At 47.4% G+C, this 22,863-nt stretch carries 24 protein-coding genes; 22 read left to right on the top strand and 2 right to left on the bottom strand.

From position 1 onward, the window contains the following. Positions 1-18: 18 nt before the first annotated feature. Together atpD and J2736_RS23950 are read left to right on the top strand one after the other, a co-directional pair. Positions 19-1,416, top strand: coding sequence for a F0F1 ATP synthase subunit beta (gene atpD / locus J2736_RS23955; RefSeq protein ID WP_310501112.1), 1,398 nt, complete (start codon positions 19-21; stop codon positions 1,414-1,416). Between the two features lie 55 nt (positions 1,417-1,471). After that, positions 1,472-1,876 (top strand): F0F1 ATP synthase subunit epsilon, encoded by a 405-nt coding sequence (locus J2736_RS23950; protein ID WP_310501111.1) that lies wholly within the window; start codon positions 1,472-1,474, stop codon positions 1,874-1,876. 113 nt (positions 1,877-1,989) lie between these two features. Here the strand turns inward: J2736_RS23950 and J2736_RS23945 are convergent, their stop codons facing one another. After that, positions 1,990-2,154, bottom strand: coding sequence for a hypothetical protein (locus J2736_RS23945; RefSeq protein WP_310501110.1), 165 nt, complete (start codon positions 2,152-2,154; stop codon positions 1,990-1,992). 220 nt (positions 2,155-2,374) lie between these two features. Here J2736_RS23945 and J2736_RS23940 point away from each other — a divergent pair, with 220 nt between their 5' ends. Together J2736_RS23940 and J2736_RS23935 are read left to right on the top strand one after the other, a co-directional pair. Further along, positions 2,375-2,740: an NADH-quinone oxidoreductase subunit A gene (locus J2736_RS23940; protein ID WP_310501162.1), complete on the top strand. Its 366-nt coding sequence runs from the start codon at positions 2,375-2,377 to the stop codon at positions 2,738-2,740. Then, positions 2,725-3,243 (top strand): NuoB/complex I 20 kDa subunit family protein, encoded by a 519-nt coding sequence (locus tag J2736_RS23935; protein ID WP_056611667.1) that lies wholly within the window; start codon positions 2,725-2,727, stop codon positions 3,241-3,243. The genes J2736_RS23940 and J2736_RS23935 overlap by 16 nt, the downstream gene beginning before the upstream one ends. Here the strand turns inward: J2736_RS23935 and J2736_RS23930 are convergent. Then, positions 3,233-3,649: a hypothetical protein gene (locus tag J2736_RS23930; RefSeq protein WP_310501109.1), complete on the bottom strand. Its 417-nt coding sequence runs from the start codon at positions 3,647-3,649 to the stop codon at positions 3,233-3,235. The two genes, J2736_RS23935 and J2736_RS23930, sit on opposite strands and share 11 nt — an antisense overlap. A 28-nt stretch (positions 3,650-3,677) precedes the next feature. On the opposite strand from J2736_RS23930, the gene J2736_RS23925 reads away from it, so the two are divergent. The 18 genes from J2736_RS23925 (at position 3,678) to J2736_RS23840 (ending at position 22,843) form a co-directional block, all read left to right on the top strand. Beyond that, positions 3,678-4,046, top strand: a complete 369-nt coding sequence (locus tag J2736_RS23925; protein WP_310501108.1) for an NADH-quinone oxidoreductase subunit C — start codon at positions 3,678-3,680, stop codon at positions 4,044-4,046. A 3-nt stretch (positions 4,047-4,049) separates the two neighbouring features. Then, a complete protein-coding gene (locus tag J2736_RS23920; protein ID WP_310501107.1) occupies positions 4,050-5,150 on the top strand; it encodes an NADH-quinone oxidoreductase subunit D in 1,101 nt (366 codons plus the stop codon). Beyond that, positions 5,150-6,154, top strand: a complete 1,005-nt coding sequence (gene nuoH / locus J2736_RS23915; protein ID WP_310501106.1) for an NADH-quinone oxidoreductase subunit NuoH — start codon at positions 5,150-5,152, stop codon at positions 6,152-6,154. The genes J2736_RS23920 and nuoH overlap by 1 nt, the downstream gene beginning before the upstream one ends. 57 nt (positions 6,155-6,211) lie before the next feature. Beyond that, positions 6,212-6,664, top strand: coding sequence for an NADH-quinone oxidoreductase subunit NuoI (gene nuoI / locus J2736_RS23910; protein ID WP_028556942.1), 453 nt, complete (start codon positions 6,212-6,214; stop codon positions 6,662-6,664). After that, positions 6,657-7,187 (top strand): NADH-quinone oxidoreductase subunit J, encoded by a 531-nt coding sequence (locus J2736_RS23905; protein WP_310501105.1) that lies wholly within the window; start codon positions 6,657-6,659, stop codon positions 7,185-7,187. Before nuoI ends, J2736_RS23905 begins: the two co-directional genes overlap by 8 nt. A gap of 2 nt (positions 7,188-7,189) precedes the next feature. Next, complete coding sequence (gene nuoK / locus J2736_RS23900) at positions 7,190-7,501, top strand: NADH-quinone oxidoreductase subunit NuoK (RefSeq protein WP_310501104.1); 312 nt, start codon at positions 7,190-7,192, stop codon at positions 7,499-7,501. Positions 7,502-7,516: 15 nt separating this feature from the next. Beyond that, the gene (gene nuoL / locus J2736_RS23895; RefSeq protein WP_310501103.1) at positions 7,517-9,439 is read left to right on the top strand and encodes an NADH-quinone oxidoreductase subunit L; all 1,923 of its coding nucleotides are present in this window, start codon (positions 7,517-7,519) and stop codon (positions 9,437-9,439) included. Further along, the gene (locus tag J2736_RS23890; RefSeq protein WP_310501102.1) at positions 9,429-11,051 is read left to right on the top strand and encodes a complex I subunit 4 family protein; all 1,623 of its coding nucleotides are present in this window, start codon (positions 9,429-9,431) and stop codon (positions 11,049-11,051) included. Before nuoL ends, J2736_RS23890 begins: the two co-directional genes overlap by 11 nt. Before the next feature lie 37 nt (positions 11,052-11,088). Then, positions 11,089-12,567 carry an NADH-quinone oxidoreductase subunit N gene (locus J2736_RS23885; RefSeq protein WP_310501161.1) on the top strand — a complete coding sequence of 493 codons (1,479 nt, stop codon included), beginning with the start codon at positions 11,089-11,091 and terminating at the stop codon, positions 12,565-12,567. Between the two features lie 313 nt (positions 12,568-12,880). Next, on the top strand, positions 12,881-15,412 hold the full coding sequence (locus J2736_RS23880) for a S8 family serine peptidase (RefSeq protein WP_310501101.1): 2,532 nt from the start codon (positions 12,881-12,883) through the stop codon (positions 15,410-15,412). 19 nt (positions 15,413-15,431) lie between these two features. Then, a complete protein-coding gene (locus tag J2736_RS23875) occupies positions 15,432-15,692 on the top strand; it encodes a DUF1146 domain-containing protein (RefSeq protein ID WP_310501100.1) in 261 nt (86 codons plus the stop codon). A 198-nt stretch (positions 15,693-15,890) separates the two neighbouring features. After that, positions 15,891-17,210, top strand: a complete 1,320-nt coding sequence (murA, locus tag J2736_RS23870) for a UDP-N-acetylglucosamine 1-carboxyvinyltransferase (RefSeq protein ID WP_310501160.1) — start codon at positions 15,891-15,893, stop codon at positions 17,208-17,210. A 241-nt stretch (positions 17,211-17,451) separates the two neighbouring features. Next, entirely contained in the window at positions 17,452-18,501 is a 1,050-nt protein-coding gene (gene spoIID, locus J2736_RS23865) for a stage II sporulation protein D (protein ID WP_310501099.1), read from the top strand. Between the two features lie 83 nt (positions 18,502-18,584). Next, on the top strand, positions 18,585-19,322 hold the full coding sequence (locus J2736_RS23860; RefSeq protein WP_310501098.1) for a M23 family metallopeptidase: 738 nt from the start codon (positions 18,585-18,587) through the stop codon (positions 19,320-19,322). A 244-nt stretch (positions 19,323-19,566) separates the two neighbouring features. After that, positions 19,567-19,857, top strand: a complete 291-nt coding sequence (spoIIID, locus tag J2736_RS23855) for a sporulation transcriptional regulator SpoIIID (RefSeq protein ID WP_057313422.1) — start codon at positions 19,567-19,569, stop codon at positions 19,855-19,857. A gap of 174 nt (positions 19,858-20,031) precedes the next feature. After that, complete coding sequence (gene mreB / locus J2736_RS23850) at positions 20,032-21,030, top strand: rod shape-determining protein (RefSeq protein ID WP_310501097.1); 999 nt, start codon at positions 20,032-20,034, stop codon at positions 21,028-21,030. 28 nt (positions 21,031-21,058) lie between these two features. Further along, positions 21,059-21,952: a flagellar hook-basal body protein gene (locus J2736_RS23845; protein WP_310501096.1), complete on the top strand. Its 894-nt coding sequence runs from the start codon at positions 21,059-21,061 to the stop codon at positions 21,950-21,952. 24 nt (positions 21,953-21,976) lie between these two features. Then, entirely contained in the window at positions 21,977-22,843 is an 867-nt protein-coding gene (locus J2736_RS23840) for a flagellar hook-basal body protein (RefSeq protein ID WP_310501095.1), read from the top strand. Positions 22,844-22,863: the final 20 nt, after the last annotated feature.

Here is a 22,863-nt window from a genome sequence, read left to right as displayed (position 1 = left end):
TTTCTTAGGAGGGAAACCATGAGTAAAGGGCGCGTTGTAACAATTACAGGGCCAGTCGTCGACATTGAGTTCGAACGCGGACAACTCCCTGAAATCTTGAATGCCATCAAGATTGAAAGAAATGATAATGGCGTACTATCCACAATGACAGTTGAAGCAGCTGTTCACCTTGGTGACAACTTGGTTCGTTGTATTGCAATGTCCTCAACTGACGGACTTGTTCGTGGAGCAGTAGCTGAAGATACAAAAGCTGCAATTACCGTTCCGGTTGGAGCAGCAACACTAGGTCGCGTGTTTAACGTATTGGGAGATCCTATCGATGGTATCGAAGGCGTTGACCGTACATTTACAAGCGGTATCCACAAAGAAGCTCCAGCTTTCGACAACTTGTCGACAAAAGCAGAGATTCTTGAAACAGGAATTAAAGTTATCGACCTTATGGCTCCTTATGTTAAGGGTGGAAAAATCGGTCTCTTCGGCGGCGCGGGTGTAGGTAAAACCGTAACGATGCAAGAGTTGATCCACAACATTGCACAAGAGCACGGCGGTATCTCCGTTTTCGCAGGCGTTGGAGAGCGTACTCGTGAAGGTAATGACCTTTACCACGAGATGAAAGACTCCGGCGTTATCGCAAAAACAGCGATGGTATTCGGTCAAATGAACGAGCCTCCAGGCGCGCGTCTTCGCGTTGCTTTGTCCGGTTTGACAATGGCTGAGTATTTCCGTGACGAAGAAGGTAAAGACGTTCTTCTTTTCATCGATAACATCTTCCGCTTTACACAAGCGGGTTCTGAGGTTTCCGCATTGCTAGGGCGTATGCCTTCAGCGGTAGGTTACCAACCAACTTTGGCAACAGAGATGGGTCAACTGCAAGAGCGTATTACTTCCACGAAAAAAGGTTCCGTTACTTCCATTCAAGCGATTTACGTTCCTGCCGATGACTATACGGATCCGGCTCCAGCAACGGCTTTCGCCCACTTGGATGCAACAACGAACTTGGAGCGTAGTATTGCTGCAGCAGGTATTTTCCCTGCGGTAGATCCACTTGCTTCTTCATCCCGTATCTTGACGCCAGAAATTCTTGGCGAAGATCACTATAAAACAGCACAAGGTGTTAAACGAGTTCTTCAACGTTACAAAGAGCTTCTGGATATCATCGCGATCTTGGGTATGGATGAGTTGTCTGATGAAGACAAATTGACTGTACAACGTGCGCGTCGTCTCCGCTTGTTCTTGTCTCAGCCGCTTCACGTTGCTGAGCCGTTCAACGGTTTCCCAGGTCTTTATGTACCATTGAAAGAAACAGTGCGTAGCTTCAAAGAAATCCTTGAAGGTAAGCACGACAACCTTCCTGAAGTAGCTTTCCACAACGTTGGAACGATCGAGGACGCTATCGAGAAAGCAAAAACACTGTAAGCTTGGCATCTTGCTAAGACCAGCTTTTGCTAAACTCTAAGGAAGGAGAATCCAAGTGAGTACATTCCTACTGGAAATTGTTACACCGGAGCGCAAAGTGTACGCTGAACAAGTGAACATGATTAGCGTGAAGGGGTCTGAAGGGGAGCTTGGAATTCTGCCGAATCACATTCCATTGGTCACTCCACTTAGAATCGCACCGATTACTGTGAAGAAAACGGGCTCCAAAGACGAAGTCATCGCAGTGAATGGCGGTTTCATGGAAGTGCGCAAGGATAAGGTGGTTATTTTGGCGGAAAGCGCCGAGCTACCTGAACAAATCGATATTGATCGTGCGAAGGCAGCGAAGGACCGTGCGGAGAAACGTCTTGCGGATACAAAGCAAGATAACGTAGATTTCAAACGTGCTGAAGCTTCTTTACAAAGAGCAGTGAATCGTATCGGTGTGTCCGGGAAATAAATAGATGAAATAAAGCGGGGGAACTTTGGTTCTTCCGCTTTTTTGCGTTCTAAATTGCAAAGAAAAAGCTGTCCCTCTCGGAGGAGAGGAACAGCTCGCGTTAGATTTACATGTTAAGCGTGATGCCAGACTGTGGATTCGCCTGTTTTCGGGCAGGGAGGGAACGTTTGACCTGCTACTAACTCGACGCTTTGCCCGTCAGCATCGCGGTAGCGACCAGTCTCCGTAACTTTGTCATGTGTTCTGTGTTGGTGGTTAGCATTTGAAGCATTTGCCATAGGAATCAGTCCTTTCGAGAATAGTAATTGAGCTTTCGGCCAATGCCTTTTTGCCCAATGAATAGTATTACCCACTTATGTGGGATGCTAATCTTATTAGAAAAAGAATTAGTGTCGACGCCCATACCCCTTTTTGTTATACTAATAAAGGTGATTATTACCAAAACTAATGAGATCGTAAGAAATGCAAACAAGAAATGGAGGCGGTTACATTCACATGATGTATACAAATAACTATGTAATCGTAGCGATTTTTCTAGGGTTAGGTATTTTCCTCCCCATAGCTGCGCTGACGATTGGCAAATGGTTAAGACCGAGTAAACCCATCGATGAGAAGTACACGACGTATGAGAGTGGTAATGAGCCTGTAGGTGAGGGACAAATCCGGTTTAACATTCGATATTATTTGTACGCTTTGATGTTTGTCATCTTTGATGTGGAGACCGTATTCCTCTATCCGTGGGCAGTTGCCTTTAATCAACTTGGATTATTCGCATTAATAGAAATGTGCATTTTTGTAGCCTTGCTTGCCATAGGATTAATATACGCTTGGAAGAAGAAGGTGCTGCGATGGACTTCAGTCTAGAATCAATCTCTCCCGAGGAACGGGAAGAAATAAACCGTAATGTATTTATGACAACACTGGAGCAGGTAAAAGCTTGGGCTCGCAGTAATTCGCTTTGGCCATTAACCTTTGGCTTAGCTTGTTGTGCGATCGAAATGATGGGAACGGGTGGTTCTCACTATGATTTAGACAGATTCGGAGTCATCTTCCGTACGTCTCCTAGACAATCAGATGTCATGATTGTAGCAGGGACAGTTACGAAGAAAATGGCTCCTTTGTTGCGCCGACTTTACGAGCAAATGCCTGAACCGAAGTGGGTTATCGCGATGGGTTCATGCGCAACCGCAGGCGGTCCTTATGTGAAGTCGTATTCCGTTGTCAAAGGTGTAGATCAGATCGTACCTGTGGATGTTTATATCCCAGGTTGTCCTCCGAATCCGGCAGCACTTATTTATGGGATCAACAAGCTTCAGGAAAAGATTCGCTATGAGGCGAAAACTGGGAAGCAGGTGATCAACCGATGAGCGAGGAGAAAAAGCCGGAAGAATCGGCAGTTCCGACTCCTCCTGTTGGTGAGGATGGGAAAGAGGAAGGCAAGGTAGAGAGTCCTGCTGAAGGCAGTACAGCTGAAGCGAAAACGGAAGTTGGAGCAGATAGCCATGCCGAGGGCAAAGCGGAAGCTAGCGTGCCGCCTGCTGGCGCAACAACGCCAGCGTCCGCAGACGCTGGCTCAGAGGAAGAGAAGGCGGCCAAAGCCCAGGCCGCCGCAGAAGCCCGCGCCGCGCGAGCAGCCGCACGCGCCGGAGCGAAGCCCGAATCGGCGGATCCCGCTGCGCCGAAAGAGCCTTCACCGAACCAGCCGCTGCTGGACCGGCTGGTGACGATCCTTAAGGCCGAGGCAGGCGAAGACTCCGTCGTCGACGCATTCATCAACGAAAGGGACGCGCATCGTCCTTATGTGATCATTCACAGCTCGCGCTGGCCGCAGGCCGCGCTGACTTTACGTGATCACGCGGAGCTGCGCTGTGACTACTTGCGCAATCTCTCCGGTGTGGATCAAGAAACGCACCTTGAGGTGGCGTATCATCTGCTTTCCCTCACACACAAGCACGAATATTGTGTGAAAGTGAAGACAGACCGCGAGCAAGCCAGCATACCTTCGGTAGCTGATGTTTGGCCGACGGCCAACTGGAACGAGCGCGAAGCGTTTGACCTTTTCGGCATCGATTTCCCTGGCCACCCGAATTTAGTGCGTATCATGATGCCTGATGATTGGGTGGGTCATCCACTGCGCAAAGACTACGAACCGCTTGACCCGGAGGTGTAGCACGTGTTACGGACAGAAGAGCTCCTGTTAAACGTTGGCCCTCAGCATCCTAGTACGCACGGGGTTTTCCGCGTGATCGTAAAGCTGGATGGTGAAATTATTCGTGAAGCCATACCCGTTATGGGCTACTTACATAGAGGAACTGAGAAATTAGCTGAGAATCTCAGCTATACCCAAATCATCCCATACACCGACCGAATGGACTATGTATCGGCGATGACGACTAACTACGCGTTAGTAAACGCTGTAGAGAAAATGATGCAAATTGAAATACCCGAAAGAGCAGAATTCCTCCGCTTAATTGTGATGGAGCTGCAACGGATCGCCTCTCATATGGTGTGGTGGGGAACGTACCTGCTGGATATCGGGGCGATGAGCCCGTTCTTGTATGCGTTCCGTGACCGCGAAATCATTATTGATCTATTCAACGAATTGTGTGGCGCGCGGTTAACGTACAACTACATGCGTGTAGGCGGCGTGAAATGGGATGCACCCGACGGTTGGATCGAGAAGGTACGGAAATTCATTCCGTATATGTATGGCAAATTGGAAGAGTATCACACCCTTGTCACGGGGAATGAGATTTTCCTCTCACGGATTAAGGGAGTAGGGAAGTATGATGCCGAGACAGCCATTGCTTATGGCCTTAGCGGGGCGAACCTGCGTTGTACAGGGGTAGATTGGGATATTCGCAAAACGCAGCCTTACAGCCTATACAGTCGCTTCCAGTTCGATGTGCCGGTACGAAATGGCGGGGACTGTTATGACCGATATTTAATCCGTATGGAAGAAATTAAACAATCCCTTCGTATCCTGGAACAAGCGCTAGACGTATTCCCTGAGGGAGGCGAAACAATGGGCAAAGTGCCGAGAGTTATTCGCCCGCCAGAAGGTGAAATCTATGCGGCAATTGAATCTCCGCGTGGGGAAATTGGTTGTCATATTATTTCCCGAGGTAAACAAGAGCCTTACCGCCTCAAATTCCGTAGACCATCCTTTGTGAATCTGCAAATATTGCCCAAGCTGCTGGTTGGCGAGTCGATGACTAATCTCATTACGATTCTAGGCGGCATCGATATTGTCGTTGGGGAGGTGGATGCCTAATGGTCAATTTATTGGAAGAGAGTCTAACATGGACGAACTTCTTCGTTTTCCTATTTTGGGGCGTTGTCATGCTGTTGCTCGTGCTCGGATTCGTTACCTATGCAATTTACTTCGAGCGTAAAGTTATCGGTTGGATGCAATTGCGGATCGGGCCGAACCGAACTGGGCCTTTCGGGTTGTTGCAGAGCGTCGCTGACGTATTCAAGCTTCTCATTAAGGAAGATACGATTCCTAAGAAAGCGGAGCGTGAGCTTTTCATTCTCGCACCGATTATTACCTTTATCCCATCCTTTACGATTATTGCGACGATTCCCTTCTCTGATCGGATGTTTGGCGCGAATTTGAATGTGGGATTGCTTTATTACGTAGCCCTAACAGGGATCTCAACCATCGGAATTATTCTTGGCGGTTGGGCATCCAACAATAAATATGCGTTATTAGGCGGCATGCGTTCCGCAGCTCAGATGATTAGTTACGAAGTTCCATTAGTTATCTCAGTCGTTGGTGTGGTCATGATGACGGGAAGCCTGAATCTGCACACCATTGTTGATACGCAAACAGGCGGCTTCTGGCACTGGAATTTCATTCCCCAAATCCTAGGTTTCATTATTTTTGTGATTGCCGGTGTTTCGGAGCTGAATCGTACGCCGTTTGACTTACCAGAAGCAGAGTCAGAGCTCGTTGCGGGCTACCATGTCGAATACAGTGGTTTCCGTTTCGCCTTTTTCATGCTATCCGAGTATGTGTACGTCTTCGTCATTGCTTCACTTGTCAGTCTGCTTTTCCTAGGTGGATGGCATGCGCCATTCGGGTTCCTTGATTTCATTCCAGGCGTCCTCTGGTTCTTGTTAAAATTCTCAGCGGTTGTGTTCTTCCTCTTCTGGCTGCGGGCGACATTGCCACGTGTACGGATTGATCAGTTAATGGGTTTTGGCTGGAAAGTACTGCTGCCACTGGCGCTGGTCAACATGTTGCTGACAGCGATCATCATGACCATCTTTTAAGAATAGTTGCTTTCGAAGTTAGTTTTGCTAACGCAAGACTTGAAGGAGTTGAAACGCATGAAGGGCATTATGAAAGGTTTAGGCTTCACATTCAAGCACTTGACTGAGAAGAAAGTAACGTACGCATACCCTGAGGTTCCGATTAAAATGCCGGATCGCTTTCGTGGTATTCAATATTTTGATCCTGAGAAATGCATTGTGTGCAATCAATGTGCGCGTGTGTGTCCAACGGAGTGTATTACGTTAACTGGAAAAGCGAACCCAGACCCTGAGAAAAAGGGGAAGGTCATTGATACGTATGACATCAACTTCGAGATCTGTATTCTGTGCGATCTGTGCACAGAGGTGTGTCCGACGGAAGCGATCGTGATGACGAATAATTTTGAGCTCAGCAGCTTTAGTCGGGATGATTTGTTTAAAGATATGCAGTGGCTGAGCAGCAACACCCAAAATATTCGTCAAGAGAACAATTCTGCGATGCCTAAAGGGGGCGCGAAGAAAGATGTTTAATGGACTCGGCGATTTCCTATCCAGCGGTACAAGCTGGGCCTTCTTCATCTTTGCGCTGCTCGCTATCGGCGGGGCGATCTTTATGATCTCTTTTACAAAAGTCGTGCACATGGTTGTGGCCGTAGCCCTAACGTTCATTAGTTTGGCAGGTCTGTACGTTATCCTTGAAGCAGAGTTTGTTGCATTTGTCCAAGTGTTGATTTATGCAGGTGCCATCTCGATTCTGATGATTTTCGGCATTATGATGACGAAGCACAGACAGGGTGAAGACGAAGGTGCTAAGCGTCCATGGCATGAAGGCTTGGCGATTCTCGGCGCGGTTGGATTGTTCGGCGTTTTGTTCTATGCGATTCAGAAGTCGACTTTTGTCTCTTCGGGGACATTGGATGCTGGCAAGGATAATACACTCGAAATCGGGAAGTTGTTGTATAACGTGCATGTCATTCCCTTCGAAATCATGTCCGTGCTGCTGACAGTAGCGTTCATTGGCGCTATCGTAGTCGCGAAGAGAGAGGAGGATTAGCCTTGGGTAACTTAATTACTCCCTATCTGACATTAGCGGCGATCCTATTCTGCATTGGACTTTACGGTGCGCTCACGAAGAAAAACGGGGTCATCGTCTTGCTCTCCATCGAGCTCATGCTCAATGCGGTGAACTTGAATTTGATTGCCTTCTCCAAACTAGGGGATCATCCGGCCTTAACGGGGCAAATTTTCTCCCTCTTTAACATTACGATTGCAGCTGCTGAGGCGGCTGTGGGCATTGCGATATTAATCGCAATTTACCGAAATAGAGGTACAGTTGAAGTTACGGATTTGGATTCTATGAAGCGCTAGGAGGCTAACAAGGCTATGGTATCGGACTATTCACAGTACGCCTGGCTCATTCCATTGTTTCCGTTGCTAGCTTTTCTAGCGCTTACGGCAATGGGACGTCAACTGAAGGATCTAGGGATTTACATTAGCATTTTTGCGATGTTGCTTTCGTTTATCGTGGCTTTGCTCATTTTTGTAGAGCGGATTGGCGGCAATGTTGAGGATTTCACGTGGGATAAAATGAACTGGCTGCAGGTGGGCGATTTCACGCTGAAAATGGGGTTTGAGGTCACCAATCTAAACTCCCTGATGCTCGTTATCGTTACGCTCGTTTCCCTGCTGGTGAACATTTATTCCAAGGGCTATATGAAAGGCGACGAGCGTATTCACGTGTTTTTCGGTTATATTGCGCTGTTCTCCTTCTCCATGCTAGGTCTTGTCATTTCTGAAAATATGCTGGAGCTTTACATCTTCTGGGAGCTAGTAGGGGTATGTTCCTTCTTGCTCGTCGGATTCTGGTACTTCAAGCCAGAGGCGAAGGCTGCCGCCAAAAAGGCATTCATCGTCACCCGCATCGGGGATGTGGGCTTATTTATCGCGATCCTGTTGTTGTATTTATACATGCCAGGACATGCGCTTGATTTCACTTCCATACATAATGCTTTCACAACGGGCAAAATCGACCCTACGATCGTCACATGGATCGCCGTCCTGATTTTCATCGGGGCGATGGGTAAATCTGGTCAATTCCCGTTGCACACATGGTTACCTGATGCGATGGAAGGCCCAACGCCGATCTCAGCGCTGATTCACGCCGCAACAATGGTTGCAGCTGGGGTATACCTCGTGGCACGGACGTTTGATATTTTCCACGCATCGCCGGACGCCTTAATGGTTGTTGCTTATGTCGGTGGGTTTACTGCTATTTTCGCAGCGACAATCGGTATTGCGCAGAATGATATTAAACGGATTCTCGCTTATTCGACCGTGAGTCAACTCGGCTACATGATGATGGCGCTGGGGATTGGCGTTTCCATTACGTCGGGGATGTTCCACTTGTTTACACACGCTTTCTTCAAAGCGCTGCTCTTTTTGGGCGCCGGTAGTGTAATTCATGCGGTTCATACGCAAAACATTAATGAAATGGGCGGATTATCCCGCAAAATGAAAATTACGACCTGGACTTTTGCGATCGGAACGCTGGCTTTGGCTGGTATCTTCCCATTCGCAGGCTTCTGGTCGAAGGATATGATTCTCACGGAAGCGTACGAGCATAATCAGCTTCTGTTCTGGGTCGGCGTGATTGCAGCGTTCTTCACGGCTTTCTACATGTCCCGCTTGTTCTTCCTCGTGTTTATGGGGTCATCAAGAGCGAAAGATCATGCTTCGGCGGATCACAATGGTCACGGGCATGACCATGCACATGAACCGCATGAATCTCCTGCTTCGATGACAACGCCGCTTATTGTGTTAGCTGTGCTAGCTGTCGTTGCGGGCTTCGTGAACACGCCATTCAACGAATGGCTGGGTCATTGGCTGACAGGGCAAGAGCATGAGGAGACGGTCAACTGGGCAGTTACTATTTTGTCTACATTGGCTGGATTGTTAGGAATTGGGCTGGGATATCTCATGTATCTCAAACGCACCATCCCTCGGGACATTGTTTCGAGCAAAATGCCATGGTTGTACACGCTGCTAAATCGCAAATATTTCATTGATGAAATCTATGAGGCTATTGTTGTCAAACCGCTTCGCGGTCTAGGCTTCATCTTGGAATTGATCGATATTTACGTCATTGACGGGATTGTACGCTTAGTTGCTTTCACCGTAGTTAGTCTTGGACGCCTAGGTTCCCGACTTCAAAATGGTCAACTGCAGTCCTACGGGGTCATCATGCTACTAGGGATGCTGATTCTGGCACTTGCCATTGCAGGAAGGAGGTTCATACATGCCGGCTAACTTACCCATTCTTAGTATGATTGCCTTCTCCCCTCTGCTCGGTGTTCTCGTCCTGCTCTTCCTTCGGGGAGATCGGGGGCGTTTGATCAAAACAGTGGGTATCGTCACGACATTCATTCCGCTAATATTGGCTGCGTGGCTCTATGTGGACTATAACTATCAGGGAGATCCGCTGCAGTATAAAGAACAGCTCGACTGGATCAAAGTACCGTTAAACCATGAGGGAATTCAGCAAATTACCCAATTCTTCTTCGAGTTTAAATATTCGTTGGCGGTCGATGGCATTTCGTTGCCACTCGTCTTTCTAACGGCGTTAATCTCGTCCATGGCCGCGTTAGCGTCCGTTTATATTAAGAAACGTTGGAAAACGTATTTCATTCTATTCCTTTTGCTCGAAGTAGGTATGTTCGGTGTATTCATGGCACAGGATCTCTTCTTGTTCTTCCTGTTCTTCGAAATTACACTCGTGCCGATGTTCTTCTTAATCGGAATTTGGGGTTACATGAACCGGGAGCAAGCAGCTAATCGCTTCTTGTTATATAACGGACTTGGCTCAGCCATCATGCTGATTGCCTTCCTTATCCTGGTTACGACAGCCGGATTTAGTCAAGATCCTTCGCAGACGGAGGCTATCATTTACTACAGTGGCGATATCCATACCATTGCACATAATTTGCTGCAAGATCCTGCCGCTTATGTGAATCAGGACGGCACGCCATTCTTTATGAGTCAAGCCATGAAATGGACCGTGTTTATTATGCTATTGGTCGCATTCGGGATCAAGTTGCCGATCTTCCCGTTCCATACGTGGATGCTGAAAGTACATACAGAGGCTCCGCCTGCTGTTGTTATGATTCACTCCGGTATTTTGCTCAAAATGGGGGCCTACGGCCTTATCCGTTTCGGGATTCTGTTCTTCCCGGCCGAAGCCCAGCAATGGGCGTGGGTGCTCGCGCTCCTCGGTGTCATTAACATCGTGTACGGTGCGCTTCTCGCGATGGTTCAAAAGGATTTCAAACTCGTATTGGCCTACTCGAGTATTAGTCACATGGGCATCGTCCTGCTGGGACTTGCTGCTTTCAACATTGCAGGTCTGCAAGGTGCCGTGTTCCAACTGATCTCACACGGGTTGATCTCAGCCCTGATGTTCTTGCTCGTCGGCAGCATCTACGAGCGCACGGAAACTACGCAGCTCGATCGCTTGGGCGGTCTCGCTAAGAATATCCCTTTCATCAGCGGTATTCTGCTGATTGCAGGGATGGCCTCGCTCGGATTGCCAGGCTTATCCGGCTTTATCAGTGAGTTCCTCGCGTTCGTCGGACTCTTTGAAACACACCGGGTGTACGCGATTGTCGGTACACTGGGTATCATCTTCGCAGCGGTTTACGTGCTGCGCGGGGTACTGAACATCACGTTCGGCCCTCAGCAGCCGAGCTTACTGCAACAAGGGATGCGCGACGCGCGTCTCATCGAGGCTGTGCCGATGATTACGTTGGTTGCGTTCATTCTCTTGTTGGGCGTGTACCCAAGCGTGCTAAGTCAGCCGCTTCAACAAACCATTGGCAGCTTGGATCAGTTGATCCATAGCGTAGCCGGGAAGATAGGAGGTTAGTCCAGTGGAACAGATTAGACTCCATGCTGCTGATTTGATGCATCTGCTCCCTGAGCTTGCGCTGGTTGCTACCGCGATCATCCTATCTCTCTTGGATTTGGTTCTGCCGAACCGATTCAGCCGTTCCATTATTGGATGGTTAACCTTGGTTGGACTTGCGATTTCTGCGGTTTTCGTCGTACTGCAGCTGAATCCGGAAGAAGCGATTCAACTCTTGAATCAAAGTTATCGTGTCGACGACTTCTCGAACTTACTTAAATTATGTACGCTTGTCGGTACGGGATTGATCGTCTTCATGAGTCTAGGCTATGTGAAAGAGGATAGCATCCCACATGTCGGGGAGTACTATTACTTCTATTTACCTGCGGCGTTAGGCGCCATGATTATGTCATCCTCGGGTGATTTAATTACGCTATACGTTGGCTTGGAGCTGCTCAGCATCACTTCTTACATCATGGTTGCCATGAAGAAGAAAGATAACAAATCCAATGAAGGATCGTTCAAGTACTTGGTGATGGGCGGTATCTCGTCCGCAATCATTCTGTATGGAATGTCTTTCCTATATGGAATGGTAGGCTCAGCGAATCTGCAAGAGATTGGCACAGCCCTTCCGACACTAGTAACTTCTTATGAGCCACTACTTTATGTAGCCTTCTTCCTATTACTAGCAGGCTTCGGTTTCAAGATTGCTGCTGCACCTTTCCACAGTTGGGCACCCGATGTGTATGAAGGAGCGCCAACACCAGTTACAGCCTTTCTGGCTGTCGTGTCCAAAGCTGCTGGTTTTGCGATTTTGTTCCGTGTCTTCTATGTTTTGTTCGGATTTACAGCCTTCGAAGGCAGCCAACTGCAGTCCGATGTGTTCCTAGCGATATCCGTGATGGCGGCTATTGCGATGGTTGTGGGGAATTTCATTGCACTGAAGCAGACGAATATGAAAAGGCTACTCGCCTACTCGGGGATAGCGAATGCTGGTTATCTGCTCGTTCCGATTGGAACGTACTTTTCGGCCACGCATTATGCCAATTTCTCGGAATTTATTTTCTACTTAATTGCTTACATGTTTATGAACATCGGTGCATTCGCCGTGTTGATGATTATTGAACAGGCAGAGGGACATACTGAGGGTAAAGGGTTTGCGGGACTGTACTACCGTGCTCCTTTAACAGCTGTTGCCATGGTGCTGCTCGTATTGTCGTTAGCAGGTATTCCTATATCAGGCGGATTCTTCGGTAAGCTCTATATCATCTTAGGGACGATGCAGACACAGCAATACTGGTTAGGTGCTTTAATGATCGCAACCAGCGTAGTCTCACTTTACTATTATTTCAGCATCGTACGTCAAATGTTCATGCGTAGTGACTATGAGCCAGCAGCTATTCGAGTGTCCGTACCATTAGGCATAACGGTATGGTTATGTGCCCTAGTTAGCGTGGCACTAGGCGCTGTACCGCATCTGGTTCTGAAAGCTATTGAGAGTATCTTTACGTTGACGAAGGATTTCATCATTATGTAAAATGCGAGAAAAAAGATAAAGCTCTTCCTACTCCAAATGTAGGAAGGGCTTTTCTACATTTTGCAGACGAACTTACATTCCCAATCCCCCTATTTCCCCGGAAATAAAGGACTTCAGGCAGGACAACCCCCAGCAACGTTTTTAAAAAAATATTACCCGAGATCTGAACTTTTTGCGAAGATAAACCGTTATAGGTATCGAGAAGATGTTTAATATGGTATAGATAGATGAGAAAACTTTTATTGAGGTCCCTCGAAGATGAGCGACCGCTATAGTTTAATCGGAAAGATTTTTGGGTAAAGGACCTGGTGTGATGATATATTTTCGACACGTAGGGCTCACGGTACTTATGCTGCTCGTCCTAGGACTAACAGGGTTTGTGAGCAACGTAGAGGCAGCTTATGCACTGTCTTCGGATCCCATGAGAGTGAAACAAACCTATCTGGATATGATTCGCGTTGACCAAGCGTGGGCGGCAGCGGAAGATGCTCGTACGCCGATCGTAGTCGCCGTAGTCGATACAGGCGTCGACCTTGGACATCCAGATTTAATTGGCAATTTAGTCAATGGTGTGAACTTACTTCAGGCTTCGAAGAAGCCTTTTGATGATAATGGACATGGAACGAACGTAGCCGGCTTGATTGCCGCTGCGATTAATAATGATAAAGGTATTGCGGGTATCGCCCCTAATGCCAGGATTATGCCGATTAAGGCGTTGGAAGCTGATGGAACAGGCGGTGAATCCAAGCTGGGTGAAGGCATTAAATACGCAGTCGATCACGGGGCGAAAATCGTTGTCCTCTCTTTGGGATTGAACAAATACTCGGACTATCTCGCAGGTATTGTTCAATACGCTGAGGATCATAATGTGTTGCTTGTCGCTGCAGTTGGGAATGAGAGTACGAGTGTCAAATACCCTGCGGCTTATCCAACCGTGCTTTCTGTTGGTGGTGTTAGTCCCGATAAACAGGCTGATCCGCGTTCGAATTATGGTCCAGAGCTTGATATCATGGCACCTTGGGATGTGTATACGACAGCTCTTGGCGGGGGTTATCAATACCAAGATGGCAGCTCGATGGCAGCGCCTCAAGTGGCGGCTGCTGCCGCATTGGTCTGGGGTAAATACCCCGCGATGACAGCCTATCAAGTGCGATCACAGCTTGAACAAACGGCACAGGATTTGATGACCAAAGGGTGGGACGCTAAGACGGGATACGGCTTATTGAATATCGAGAAAGCATTGACTGAGCCATATAAACAAGATCGTTTCGAACCGAATGATCTAGCCAGTCAGGCTGCTTCGCTGCCTAATCATACACTGGTTAAAGCGAATCTCAGCTCAGGGCAGGATCAGGACTGGTATGTCATTGATGCTGCATATGACGGGTACATTCAAATCAGTGTGCAACCGGAAGATGGTGCAGGTATCCGGGTGAATTTTGATTCGGGACAAAGTTTTGTGGCTGGTAATGGCGCTGCGGATGGCAATCAGCCTTTTAAGGTAGCTGTGACGAAAGGTCGTACCTATGTGCAGCTAGAGAATGTGGATCGCACCCGCAAGACCACACTAAACTATACGTTACAGACGGATTATGTGATTTATACAGATCCCTTTGAAGATAATGATAAGCAATATAAAGCATTTACGCTGCCAGCGCGCAGCCAAACCTTGAAGGGGACTTTTCATGACAAAGGAGATCTGGATTGGTTTGCGCTGACACTTGAACACTCCGGTACCATGCGTTTACGGCTATCGACCGATACGGGACGTATTGATCCAATGCTTCTTTTTCAAAAAGAAGGAGAGAAGGCAACGACGATTGATCAAGCTGGCGATGGTGGCTTAGAGGTTAGTTCTCAGATGGAAGTGCTGCCTGGGCAATATTATATTCGTGTTAGCAACGTGAAAGATTATGCTGGCCCTATTACAGGGGAGTATACGTTAGAGATCGAGTACACGCCGCAATTAATTGACGCGAACGAGCCGAATGACAGATCTTATCAAGCGACATTTGCTGCGATGAATGCAGGATATGAAGGTGTTTTTAATCGAAATGACGACGTCGATTGGTTCGAATTCCGATTGACTTCCGATAGCTTGGCCCAAGTGAGATTAACGAATATTCCTACTTCACGGACGTTATTTGCGACTCTATATAATAGTTCCCTGAAGGAGCAAGGCACCTACCGCAGTGAGTCTGGTTCAAGTCAGCTCAATTTCGAGAAGCCGCTGCCTGAAGGTACGTATTATATTAAGCTGCAGGCCAATCAGTGGTTCATGAGTCAAATGTATCGCTTGCAATTGAATAGTTATGGGCTTGTTAGCGGATATGTTGATATTGCTGGGCATTGGGCACAAGATGCGATTACTCAGCTTACGCAGCAAGGTATGATTAGTGGCTACGGGAACTATCGTTTTGCTCCTAATCAATCGATTACCAGAGCAGAAGCGGCTACCGTGCTGTCTCGTGCTTTGCGTTTAACGAAACGTAAGGATTTACGGTTTAGTGATTTAGCGACATCACATTGGGCTTACGCCGACATAGCCAAAACCGTTCAGGCATCTATCGTAGACGGTTACCCGAATGGTACATTTGATCCTGACGGCAAATTGACTCGTATGGAAATGACACAGATGCTTGCACGCAGTATGAATATGACAGGGAAATTAAGAGGGAATATCCCTTTTAGTGATGTGAATGAATCTTACTGGGGTGTGGGTATTCTCAAACAGATGGCGGCGGATGGTTGGATCAGCGGATTTCCCGACGGCACCTTCCACCCCGAAGATCAAGCAACACGGGCTGAATTTGTGACTTTGCTGGCCAAAGTCGTTAATCGGTAAAATCGAAGAGGAGTGACCTATGGGCGAGACGGACAAATGGAGTGAAGTGGCGCAATATGCGTCGTGGATGAATGTGGCTAGTATAACCGTCTATATTCTTTGCATTGGTTTAGCTTGGTGGTCGCTGCAGGCGTTCCGCTTTGATGTTTTGTTGAGAAGGCCCAAAGGTGCGCAAGCCATCATGCTGCAAATATTACTTTCGATCGGACTTGGACAGCTGGTTGCGGGCTTTTTCATACAGTATTTAGGTCTCTCCATGAGCTTCAGTCGGATGTTTTAATGCGATTTTCCGAATAATGAACAACTTTGTTGTCAACAATGGATAATAGAACGGAATGAAAATCACATTAGGCTTCGAACTCTATGTAGGGCATCTCTGACTGCCAAAAGAACACAGTTGTATCTAGGCGGCTCCAAATGATAAACTTAGGAAATGTGCGAAACCTGTCTTATAAAATAAGTGCGCGGAGGGACCATGATGAGCAAAATTATCGTCCGCGGTGGCCGAAAGCTAGCTGGCAATGTAAAAATCAACGGAGCAAAGAATGCGGTACTGCCGATTATTGCGGCTTCCATTTTGGGGTCGGAAGGTGAAAGCGTCATCCATGATGCGCCTCCCCTTGACGATGTACTAGTCATTAATAAAGTATTACAAAGCTTAGGAATTGAAGTCGAATATAACCGTCAGGTGATTCGAGTCCGAGCTGGGCAGATTAATACCTGTGAAGCTTCCTATGATCTAGTCCGTAAAATGAGAGCCTCTTTCCTCGTTATGGGTCCTTTGTTAGCTAGGTTGGGTCAAGCGAGAATTTCGCTTCCAGGCGGTTGTGCGATTGGCACAAGACCGATTGACCAGCATCTCAAAGGCTTTGAAGCGATGGGTGCCGATATTGAACTGGGTCAAGGCTATATCGAAGCGAAAGTGAAAGGGCGCCTGAAGGGTGCCAAAATTTATTTGGATGTCGCCAGTGTAGGCGCAACCGAGAACATTATGATGGCCGCAACGCTTGCGGAAGGTACAACAACGATTGAAAATGCGGCAAAAGAGCCGGAAATTGTTGATTTGGCCAATTATCTGAATGCAATGGGCGCTGTGATCCGCGGTGCGGGAACAGGTGTTATCCGCATTGAGGGTGTAGAGAAGCTTCGCGGCGTCGTACATACGGTGATTCCAGATCGCGTAGAAGCCGGAACGTACATGATTGCTGCTGCTATCACGGGCAGTGAGCTGTACATGGAGGGCGCGATTGGTGACCACCTTCGTCCTGTTATTTCTAAATTGCAGGAAATGGGTGTGTCAGTCGAAGAAGATGAGAATGGCATTCGTGTACGGTCTACAGGTCCGCTGCGCGCGGTTGACGTGAAAACGTTACCGTATCCGGGCTTTCCAACTGATATGCAGTCGCAAATGATGGCGCTGCTGATGGTGGCTGACGGAACTAGTCTTGTCACAGAGACTGTGTTCGAGAACCGTTTTATGCACGTGGATGAATTCGCAAATATGAACGCTAACATTAAAGTAGACGGACGGACAGCAATCGTCAGTGGTAACTCGAAGCTTCGCGGTGCCAAGGTTTGTGCAACAGACCTGCGTGCAGGCGCGGCACTAATCCTCGCGGCATTAGCAGCTGAGGGTGAGACTGAGATTACTGGTGTTCACCACATTGATCGTGGCTATGTCGACATCACGGACGTTTTGCGTGAACTTGGTGCTGATATTTATCGCTCAGTTCCACAAGAAATCGAGCAAGAAGTTGCGGAGCTTGGATTCTTTAATATTCAGCCGACGCTAGCGTAAGAAAAAGGGACCATCAGGAATTATCCTGGTGGTTCTTTTTTGTTGTATTGGTTCGGATCCAACCCAACCCAATTCTAAGGCCAAGTGGCCTACTATGTACCTATTTTTCATCTACCTCGACTTCTCTTAAACTCCAACTCTCCTCAGCCTCTTTCGAGTTCTATTCTAGCAACCCCTCTCATAAGCTAAGACATACTAAACTTGCTGCTAGTAAACGCGCTTATGGAGGCTGCTCAGACATATGTTCAAAAAGAAACGCGTGATCAGAAAAGGAGTCATCCTGTGGATGGCTGTTTGCTTATCTTCTATGTTGTGTGTCACTATCATCGTGCCTGGATTGCTAGTCAAGAAGATTCCGAATGGTGAGGTTTGGCCCCCTGCCCCTATCGAAGGTACAGAAACACAAGTAACAAACGCTGATCAAGGGTTGATGATTCCTGTGTATTTAACGAAACAGGCGACCGTGCAAACCGTTCCACTAGAGCAATATGTGAGAGGGGTGCTAGCGGCCGAAATGCCAGTTGATTTCGAGCTGGAGGCACTTAAGGCGCAAGCGATGGCAGCGAGAACCTATGTCGTGCGCAGAGTCATAGAGAAGGACTATAGTAATATGCCAGTCGATGATGCACTTGTGACGGATACGGTTGCGCATCAAGCCTATCTGACAGATCAAGAGCTTCGAGAGAAGTGGGACAAGTCTAAGTATGAAGCGAATATAGCCAAAATCGATAGAGCAGTCAATGAAACGAAGGATAAAATACTTACGTATGGACATGAACCGATCAACGCGACGTTTTTCTCAACAAGTAATGGATATACCGAGAATTCGGAGGAATATTGGCCTTTCAAAACCCCCTATTTACGCAGTGTGCCTAGCCCATGGGATATCAATCTCTCTTCACGCTATAAAGAGAGTGTTACGATTAACTACAAGACTATGCTTCAGAAGTTAGGTGTGCCTAGTATTTCCACCACAGATGCGAGCGCGAAGGGGATGAAGGTGCTAGCTTGGTCTACTGGTCATCGGATAAAAAGTATAACGATAGGCGGCAAGGTTTTCACTGGACGCGAGGTGAGAGAGAAGCTAGGCCTAGCATCCTCTCAATTTGCTTGGAAATGGGCAGGCTCTCAAATTACCTTCACCACGTACGGATATGGCCACGGTGTAGGCCTCAGTCAGTGGGGGGCCAACGGGATGGCGAAGGAAGGGAAGACCGCGGAAGAGATCGTAACCTACTATTACACGGGCATCTCTATCGAAAATGCGGCTTCTTTTCTCCACAAATTGTGAAACTCTTTCCATGTCTATAAAAATATCTTTCTGGAAGTATAAAACCTTGGAATGTGTCAAGAATGGTTGATGAGGTGATAACCATGAGTGATAATAACAAAGGTTTTCAGAAAGAAGAAGCTCCTAAAACTGTTCAAGGAGCACAAGGTTCAACATCTACATGGAAGAGATTGCTTGCTAAGAAATGGGTATTCCCAGCAACGTATGTGGCAGCAGCAGCAATTATCTTAACCTTAATGTGGGTGTACCAGGGAGCAGGAACGAAAACAGTCAGCCAAGATGAACTGGGTATTGAGGTTAGCAGCAATGAACAAACCGATAATCCGAAAGCACCACATGATGGGGCTGTCGCGGTTAACGGGACTACTGAAGCGATGCAATGGCCTGTAAAAGACAGAGCAGCTGTCGAAGTAGCAATTCCTTACTACGACACGAATGCATCCAATGAAGTGAAGACAGCAGCTATGATCGAATACCTCGATCAACTTACACCGCACACGGCAATTGACTTGAAAGCCAAAGATGGTGCAGCATTTGATGTGCTAGCGGCACTTGGTGGTAAAGTTACGGCTGTTGAGCAAAGCCCTGTTGTGGGTAAGCTGGTTGAAATCACACACAGCAATGGTTTGATCAGTATTTACCAAAGCTTATCTGATGTGAAGGTAACGAAGGGTACAGAAGTGAAAAAAGGCGATGTCATCGCCAAAGCTGGCAGCAACGACTTCGAGAAGGAAGATGGCGTACACTTACACTTTGAAGTGCGTCAAGTTAGCGACAATGCAGCCGTTAACCCAGAAACCCTCTTGAACGTGAAACAGTAAGCCGAAACTCGAGCATATCGATACAGAGGCTAAGGCCTACATAAGTGAAAGGCAGCGGGAAATTCCTGCTGCTTTTTCATATTTTTTTTGCACATTTGGCCAGTTTGGGCACCTAAAGCTGATTTTCTTTAATTATTTTGAAAATAAATATGGGAAATGAGCTTGTCAGGCTTGGTTACGTAGAATATCTAGTCATGCCCCTCATATACTTTACCAAACTATCTCGAGTAGGGAGGCGAGGGGAGTGCACGATTACATCAAAGAGCGAACCATTAAGATTGGTACCTGTATCGTCGAGACCAAGAATACGGTTCGCACCATTGCTAAGGAATTCGGCGTTTCCAAAAGCACGGTGCATAAGGATTTGACGGAAAGATTACCGGAAATCAACCCAGACCTGGCTAATCAGGTGAAACACATCTTGGAGTATCACAAGTCCATCCGGCACCTTAGGGGAGGAGAAGCGACAAAAATCAAATATCGGAAGACCCGTAATCCTAAACTTTCCGAAGTCCTTGTTACGGTTAAGTCCTAAGATACCCTTCATCCCGAGATGTTTCCTAAGTTTCCTTTAACTGGGCGTGTCGAAATTTCACGGAAAAAGAGGAAAACATGCATTTATAGCGAATTTAGCTTATAATTAGAACTGTATATCAGAGCGCCGATTCTTCACGGGATGGACGGTAGGTTTAGGGAGGATTAATTAGAAATGTTCAGCAAGGATATTGGAATAGATCTCGGCACGGCAAATGTGCTTATTCATGTCAAAGGTCGCGGAGTTGTGCTTGATGAGCCATCCGTAGTTGCGATTGAAAGCGATACGAAACGCGTGTTGGCTGTTGGAGAAGAAGCCTTCCGCATGGTAGGTAGAACACCTGGTAACATTATTGCGATTCGTCCTCTTAAGGATGGTGTTATCGCGGATTTTGATATTACGGAAATGATGTTGAAGCACTTTATTGCAAAAATCGGGGGCAAGAATTGGTATTCTCATCCGAGAATACTGATCTGCGCCCCTACCAACATTACCTCAGTTGAGCAGAAAGCAATTCGCGAAGCGGCTGAGCGCAGCGGTGCCCGAGAGGTATTCATGGAAGAAGAACCGAAGGCAGCAGCAATTGGTGCCGGTATGGACATCTTCCAGCCTAGCGGTAACATGGTTGTTGATATTGGTGGAGGGACGACGGATGTTGCCGTATTATCCATGGGTGACATCGTCACCTCCTCTTCTATCAAGATCGCTGGCGACAAGTTCGATATCGCGATCATGAAGTATATCAAAAATAAGTACAAGCTGTTGATCGGTGAACGGACAAGCGAAGACATTAAGCTGAAAATTGGAACGGTATATCCACATGGGCGAGATCAAGAGATGGATATTCGCGGAAGAGATATGGTTTCTGGACTTCCATTGACGATTACGATCCACTCCAGCGAGGTACAGGAAGCACTATGGGATCCGGTTTCCTCGATTGTCACAGCAGCGAAGAGCGTTCTTGAGCGGACACCGCCAGAGTTATCTGCCGATATTATTGACCGTGGCGTTATTCTGACAGGTGGCGGTGCCTTGTTGCATGGACTTGATCAATTGCTTGCAGATGAATTAAAAGTGCCTGTACTTATCGCAGAGGATCCAATGTCTTGTGTTGTTAAAGGCACGGGGATTATGCTCGATAATCTAGATAAAGTAACGAAACGAAAATTTTAATTAATTACACTACCCAAGAGGTGACTAAATGTTAAGAGGACTTTATACCGCGGCGGCAGGAATGATTTCTGAACAACGCAGACATGATACAGTAACGAATAATATTGCGAACTTGAACTCCCCAGGCTTTAAGCAGGGGAATGCTTTGTCGCGTTCGTTTCCAGAAATGCTTATTTCTACGATTCGCGGTGGACAAGGTGCCTCTCCAGCGCCGCTTGGAAAGATGAGTTTAGGTGTGTTTTCTGAGGAGAGTATCTCCGTTCATACGCAAGGTGATCTACAGGAAACACGCAATCCGTACGACTTTGCGCTTGTATCGAACATTCAATTGCCTGGCGTGACCTTTGATGCCACAGGGAAGTACGTGAATGAGGATGGGGAGCGTACGTTTCAACCTCAAGCCTTATTTACGGTGCTGAACGGGAATGGTGAACAACGCTACTCGTTAAATGGGAAGTTCACTGTCGATACAGCAGGTCAACTTATTAATGCCAATGGTGAACAAGTGCTGGGCAGAGATGGACAACCCTTAGTCTTGTTGGATGGCACTGGGCAACCGATTGTCAATTTCAAGGTAACAGCTAAGGGTGAGTTCATGGACAGCGACGGTCGTCCGATATTGGATGCCGCCGGCGCACCAGTTGGTTTAATGCTTTCACGTGCAGAGAATCCGAATCTCTTGCTCCGCGAGGGGAACGGGTTGCTACGTATTAATCCGGGGGATGAAGCGACGATCACACAAGTTGCCTTAGGCGACCAAGTTGAAGTGCGTCAAGGATATATCGAGCGTTCGAACGTGGATTCTGCGCAATCGATGGTGGATATGATGGCAGCGTTGCGCGCTTATGAAGCAAATCAGAAGGTTATCCAATCGTATGACAAGAGTATGGACAAAGCTGCAAACGAAGTAGGACGTGTCTAAATCTAGCTTGAGAAGGGGCCAACCATGAACAATTCCATGATCAATTCATCGGTATCCATGCATAGCTTACAACAAAAGCTGGATATTCTCTCCAATAACATAGCGAATGTAAATACGAATGGTTTTAAGAAGAAAGAAGCTTCCTTTGAGGATGTGTTGACGAACGTTCAAGCACAGCCTGAGGGGTTCCGCCAACAAGGCCGCTTCTCACCCCTTGGTTTTAACCAAGGATGGGGATCAAGGCTCGTGCAAATTCAGACGAATTTGGCACAAGGACCGATCCAGTCGACGAGTCTTCCAACGGATTTCGCCATTCAAGGCGATGGCTTGTTTGAAATTGCTGTTAGTAAAGTGGACGAGAACGGCAATCAAGTGTTTCAACCGGCTTGGACACGTAACGGGGCATTCAGCTTAACGCCAGATGGTCAGGGTGGGACGGTCCTTACGACGAAAGAGGGCCATTATGTCGCAGATACCAATGGCAACCCGATTAATGTACCATCAGGTATGCGACCTGTCGTTGACAAAGATGGCACAATTCAAGGCTACAATGAACAGGATCCAACAGCAGCACCTGTGACAATAGGTCAAATCAAGCTTGTGCGTGTTGTGAGACCGCAGCTCCTTCAAGATGTAGGAGATAATCTATACACGCTTCCAGCAGGTATTACAGCGGCTGAGAAGGCTAATATCCTGCAAGATGTGAATGGCGTGGCAGCAACAGAGGCGACTCGTGTTAGCTTGTTGCAGGGCTACCTAGAGCAATCCAATGTGACACTCTCGGATGAAATGACAGACTTGGTTGTCGTACAACGCGCGTTGCAGCTGAATTCCCGGGCCATCACATCCTCTGATCAGATGATGAACATGGCTAACAATTTACGCGCTTGATCGTAGAAAGGAAGGGATAG

Origin of the sequence: Paenibacillus qinlingensis, assembly GCF_031455095.1 — a bacterium.
Classification (GTDB): domain Bacteria; phylum Bacillota; class Bacilli; order Paenibacillales; family NBRC-103111; genus Paenibacillus_E; species Paenibacillus_E qinlingensis_A.
Note: the sequence above shows the minus strand (reverse complement) of the source record. Positions and strands in the feature narration are given on the sequence as shown.

Coding starts and splice junctions, on each gene's coding strand:
- atpD (WP_310501112.1), top strand. CDS start 19: ATGAGTAAAGGGCGCGTTGTAACAATTACAGGGCCAGTCGTCGACATT.
- J2736_RS23945 (WP_310501110.1), bottom strand. CDS start 2,154: ATGGCAAATGCTTCAAATGCTAACCACCAACACAGAACACATGACAAA.
- J2736_RS23940 (WP_310501162.1), top strand. CDS start 2,375: ATGTATACAAATAACTATGTAATCGTAGCGATTTTTCTAGGGTTAGGT.
- J2736_RS23935 (WP_056611667.1), top strand. CDS start 2,725: ATGGACTTCAGTCTAGAATCAATCTCTCCCGAGGAACGGGAAGAAATA.
- J2736_RS23930 (WP_310501109.1), bottom strand. CDS start 3,649: ATGAATGCGTCGACGACGGAGTCTTCGCCTGCCTCGGCCTTAAGGATC.
- nuoH (WP_310501106.1), top strand. CDS start 5,150: ATGGTCAATTTATTGGAAGAGAGTCTAACATGGACGAACTTCTTCGTT.
- nuoI (WP_028556942.1), top strand. CDS start 6,212: ATGAAGGGCATTATGAAAGGTTTAGGCTTCACATTCAAGCACTTGACT.
- J2736_RS23905 (WP_310501105.1), top strand. CDS start 6,657: ATGTTTAATGGACTCGGCGATTTCCTATCCAGCGGTACAAGCTGGGCC.
- nuoL (WP_310501103.1), top strand. CDS start 7,517: ATGGTATCGGACTATTCACAGTACGCCTGGCTCATTCCATTGTTTCCG.
- J2736_RS23890 (WP_310501102.1), top strand. CDS start 9,429: ATGCCGGCTAACTTACCCATTCTTAGTATGATTGCCTTCTCCCCTCTG.
- J2736_RS23885 (WP_310501161.1), top strand. CDS start 11,089: ATGCATCTGCTCCCTGAGCTTGCGCTGGTTGCTACCGCGATCATCCTA.
- J2736_RS23880 (WP_310501101.1), top strand. CDS start 12,881: ATGATATATTTTCGACACGTAGGGCTCACGGTACTTATGCTGCTCGTC.
- J2736_RS23875 (WP_310501100.1), top strand. CDS start 15,432: ATGGGCGAGACGGACAAATGGAGTGAAGTGGCGCAATATGCGTCGTGG.
- murA (WP_310501160.1), top strand. CDS start 15,891: ATGAGCAAAATTATCGTCCGCGGTGGCCGAAAGCTAGCTGGCAATGTA.
- spoIID (WP_310501099.1), top strand. CDS start 17,452: ATGTTCAAAAAGAAACGCGTGATCAGAAAAGGAGTCATCCTGTGGATG.
- J2736_RS23860 (WP_310501098.1), top strand. CDS start 18,585: ATGAGTGATAATAACAAAGGTTTTCAGAAAGAAGAAGCTCCTAAAACT.
- mreB (WP_310501097.1), top strand. CDS start 20,032: ATGTTCAGCAAGGATATTGGAATAGATCTCGGCACGGCAAATGTGCTT.
- J2736_RS23845 (WP_310501096.1), top strand. CDS start 21,059: ATGTTAAGAGGACTTTATACCGCGGCGGCAGGAATGATTTCTGAACAA.
- J2736_RS23840 (WP_310501095.1), top strand. CDS start 21,977: ATGAACAATTCCATGATCAATTCATCGGTATCCATGCATAGCTTACAA.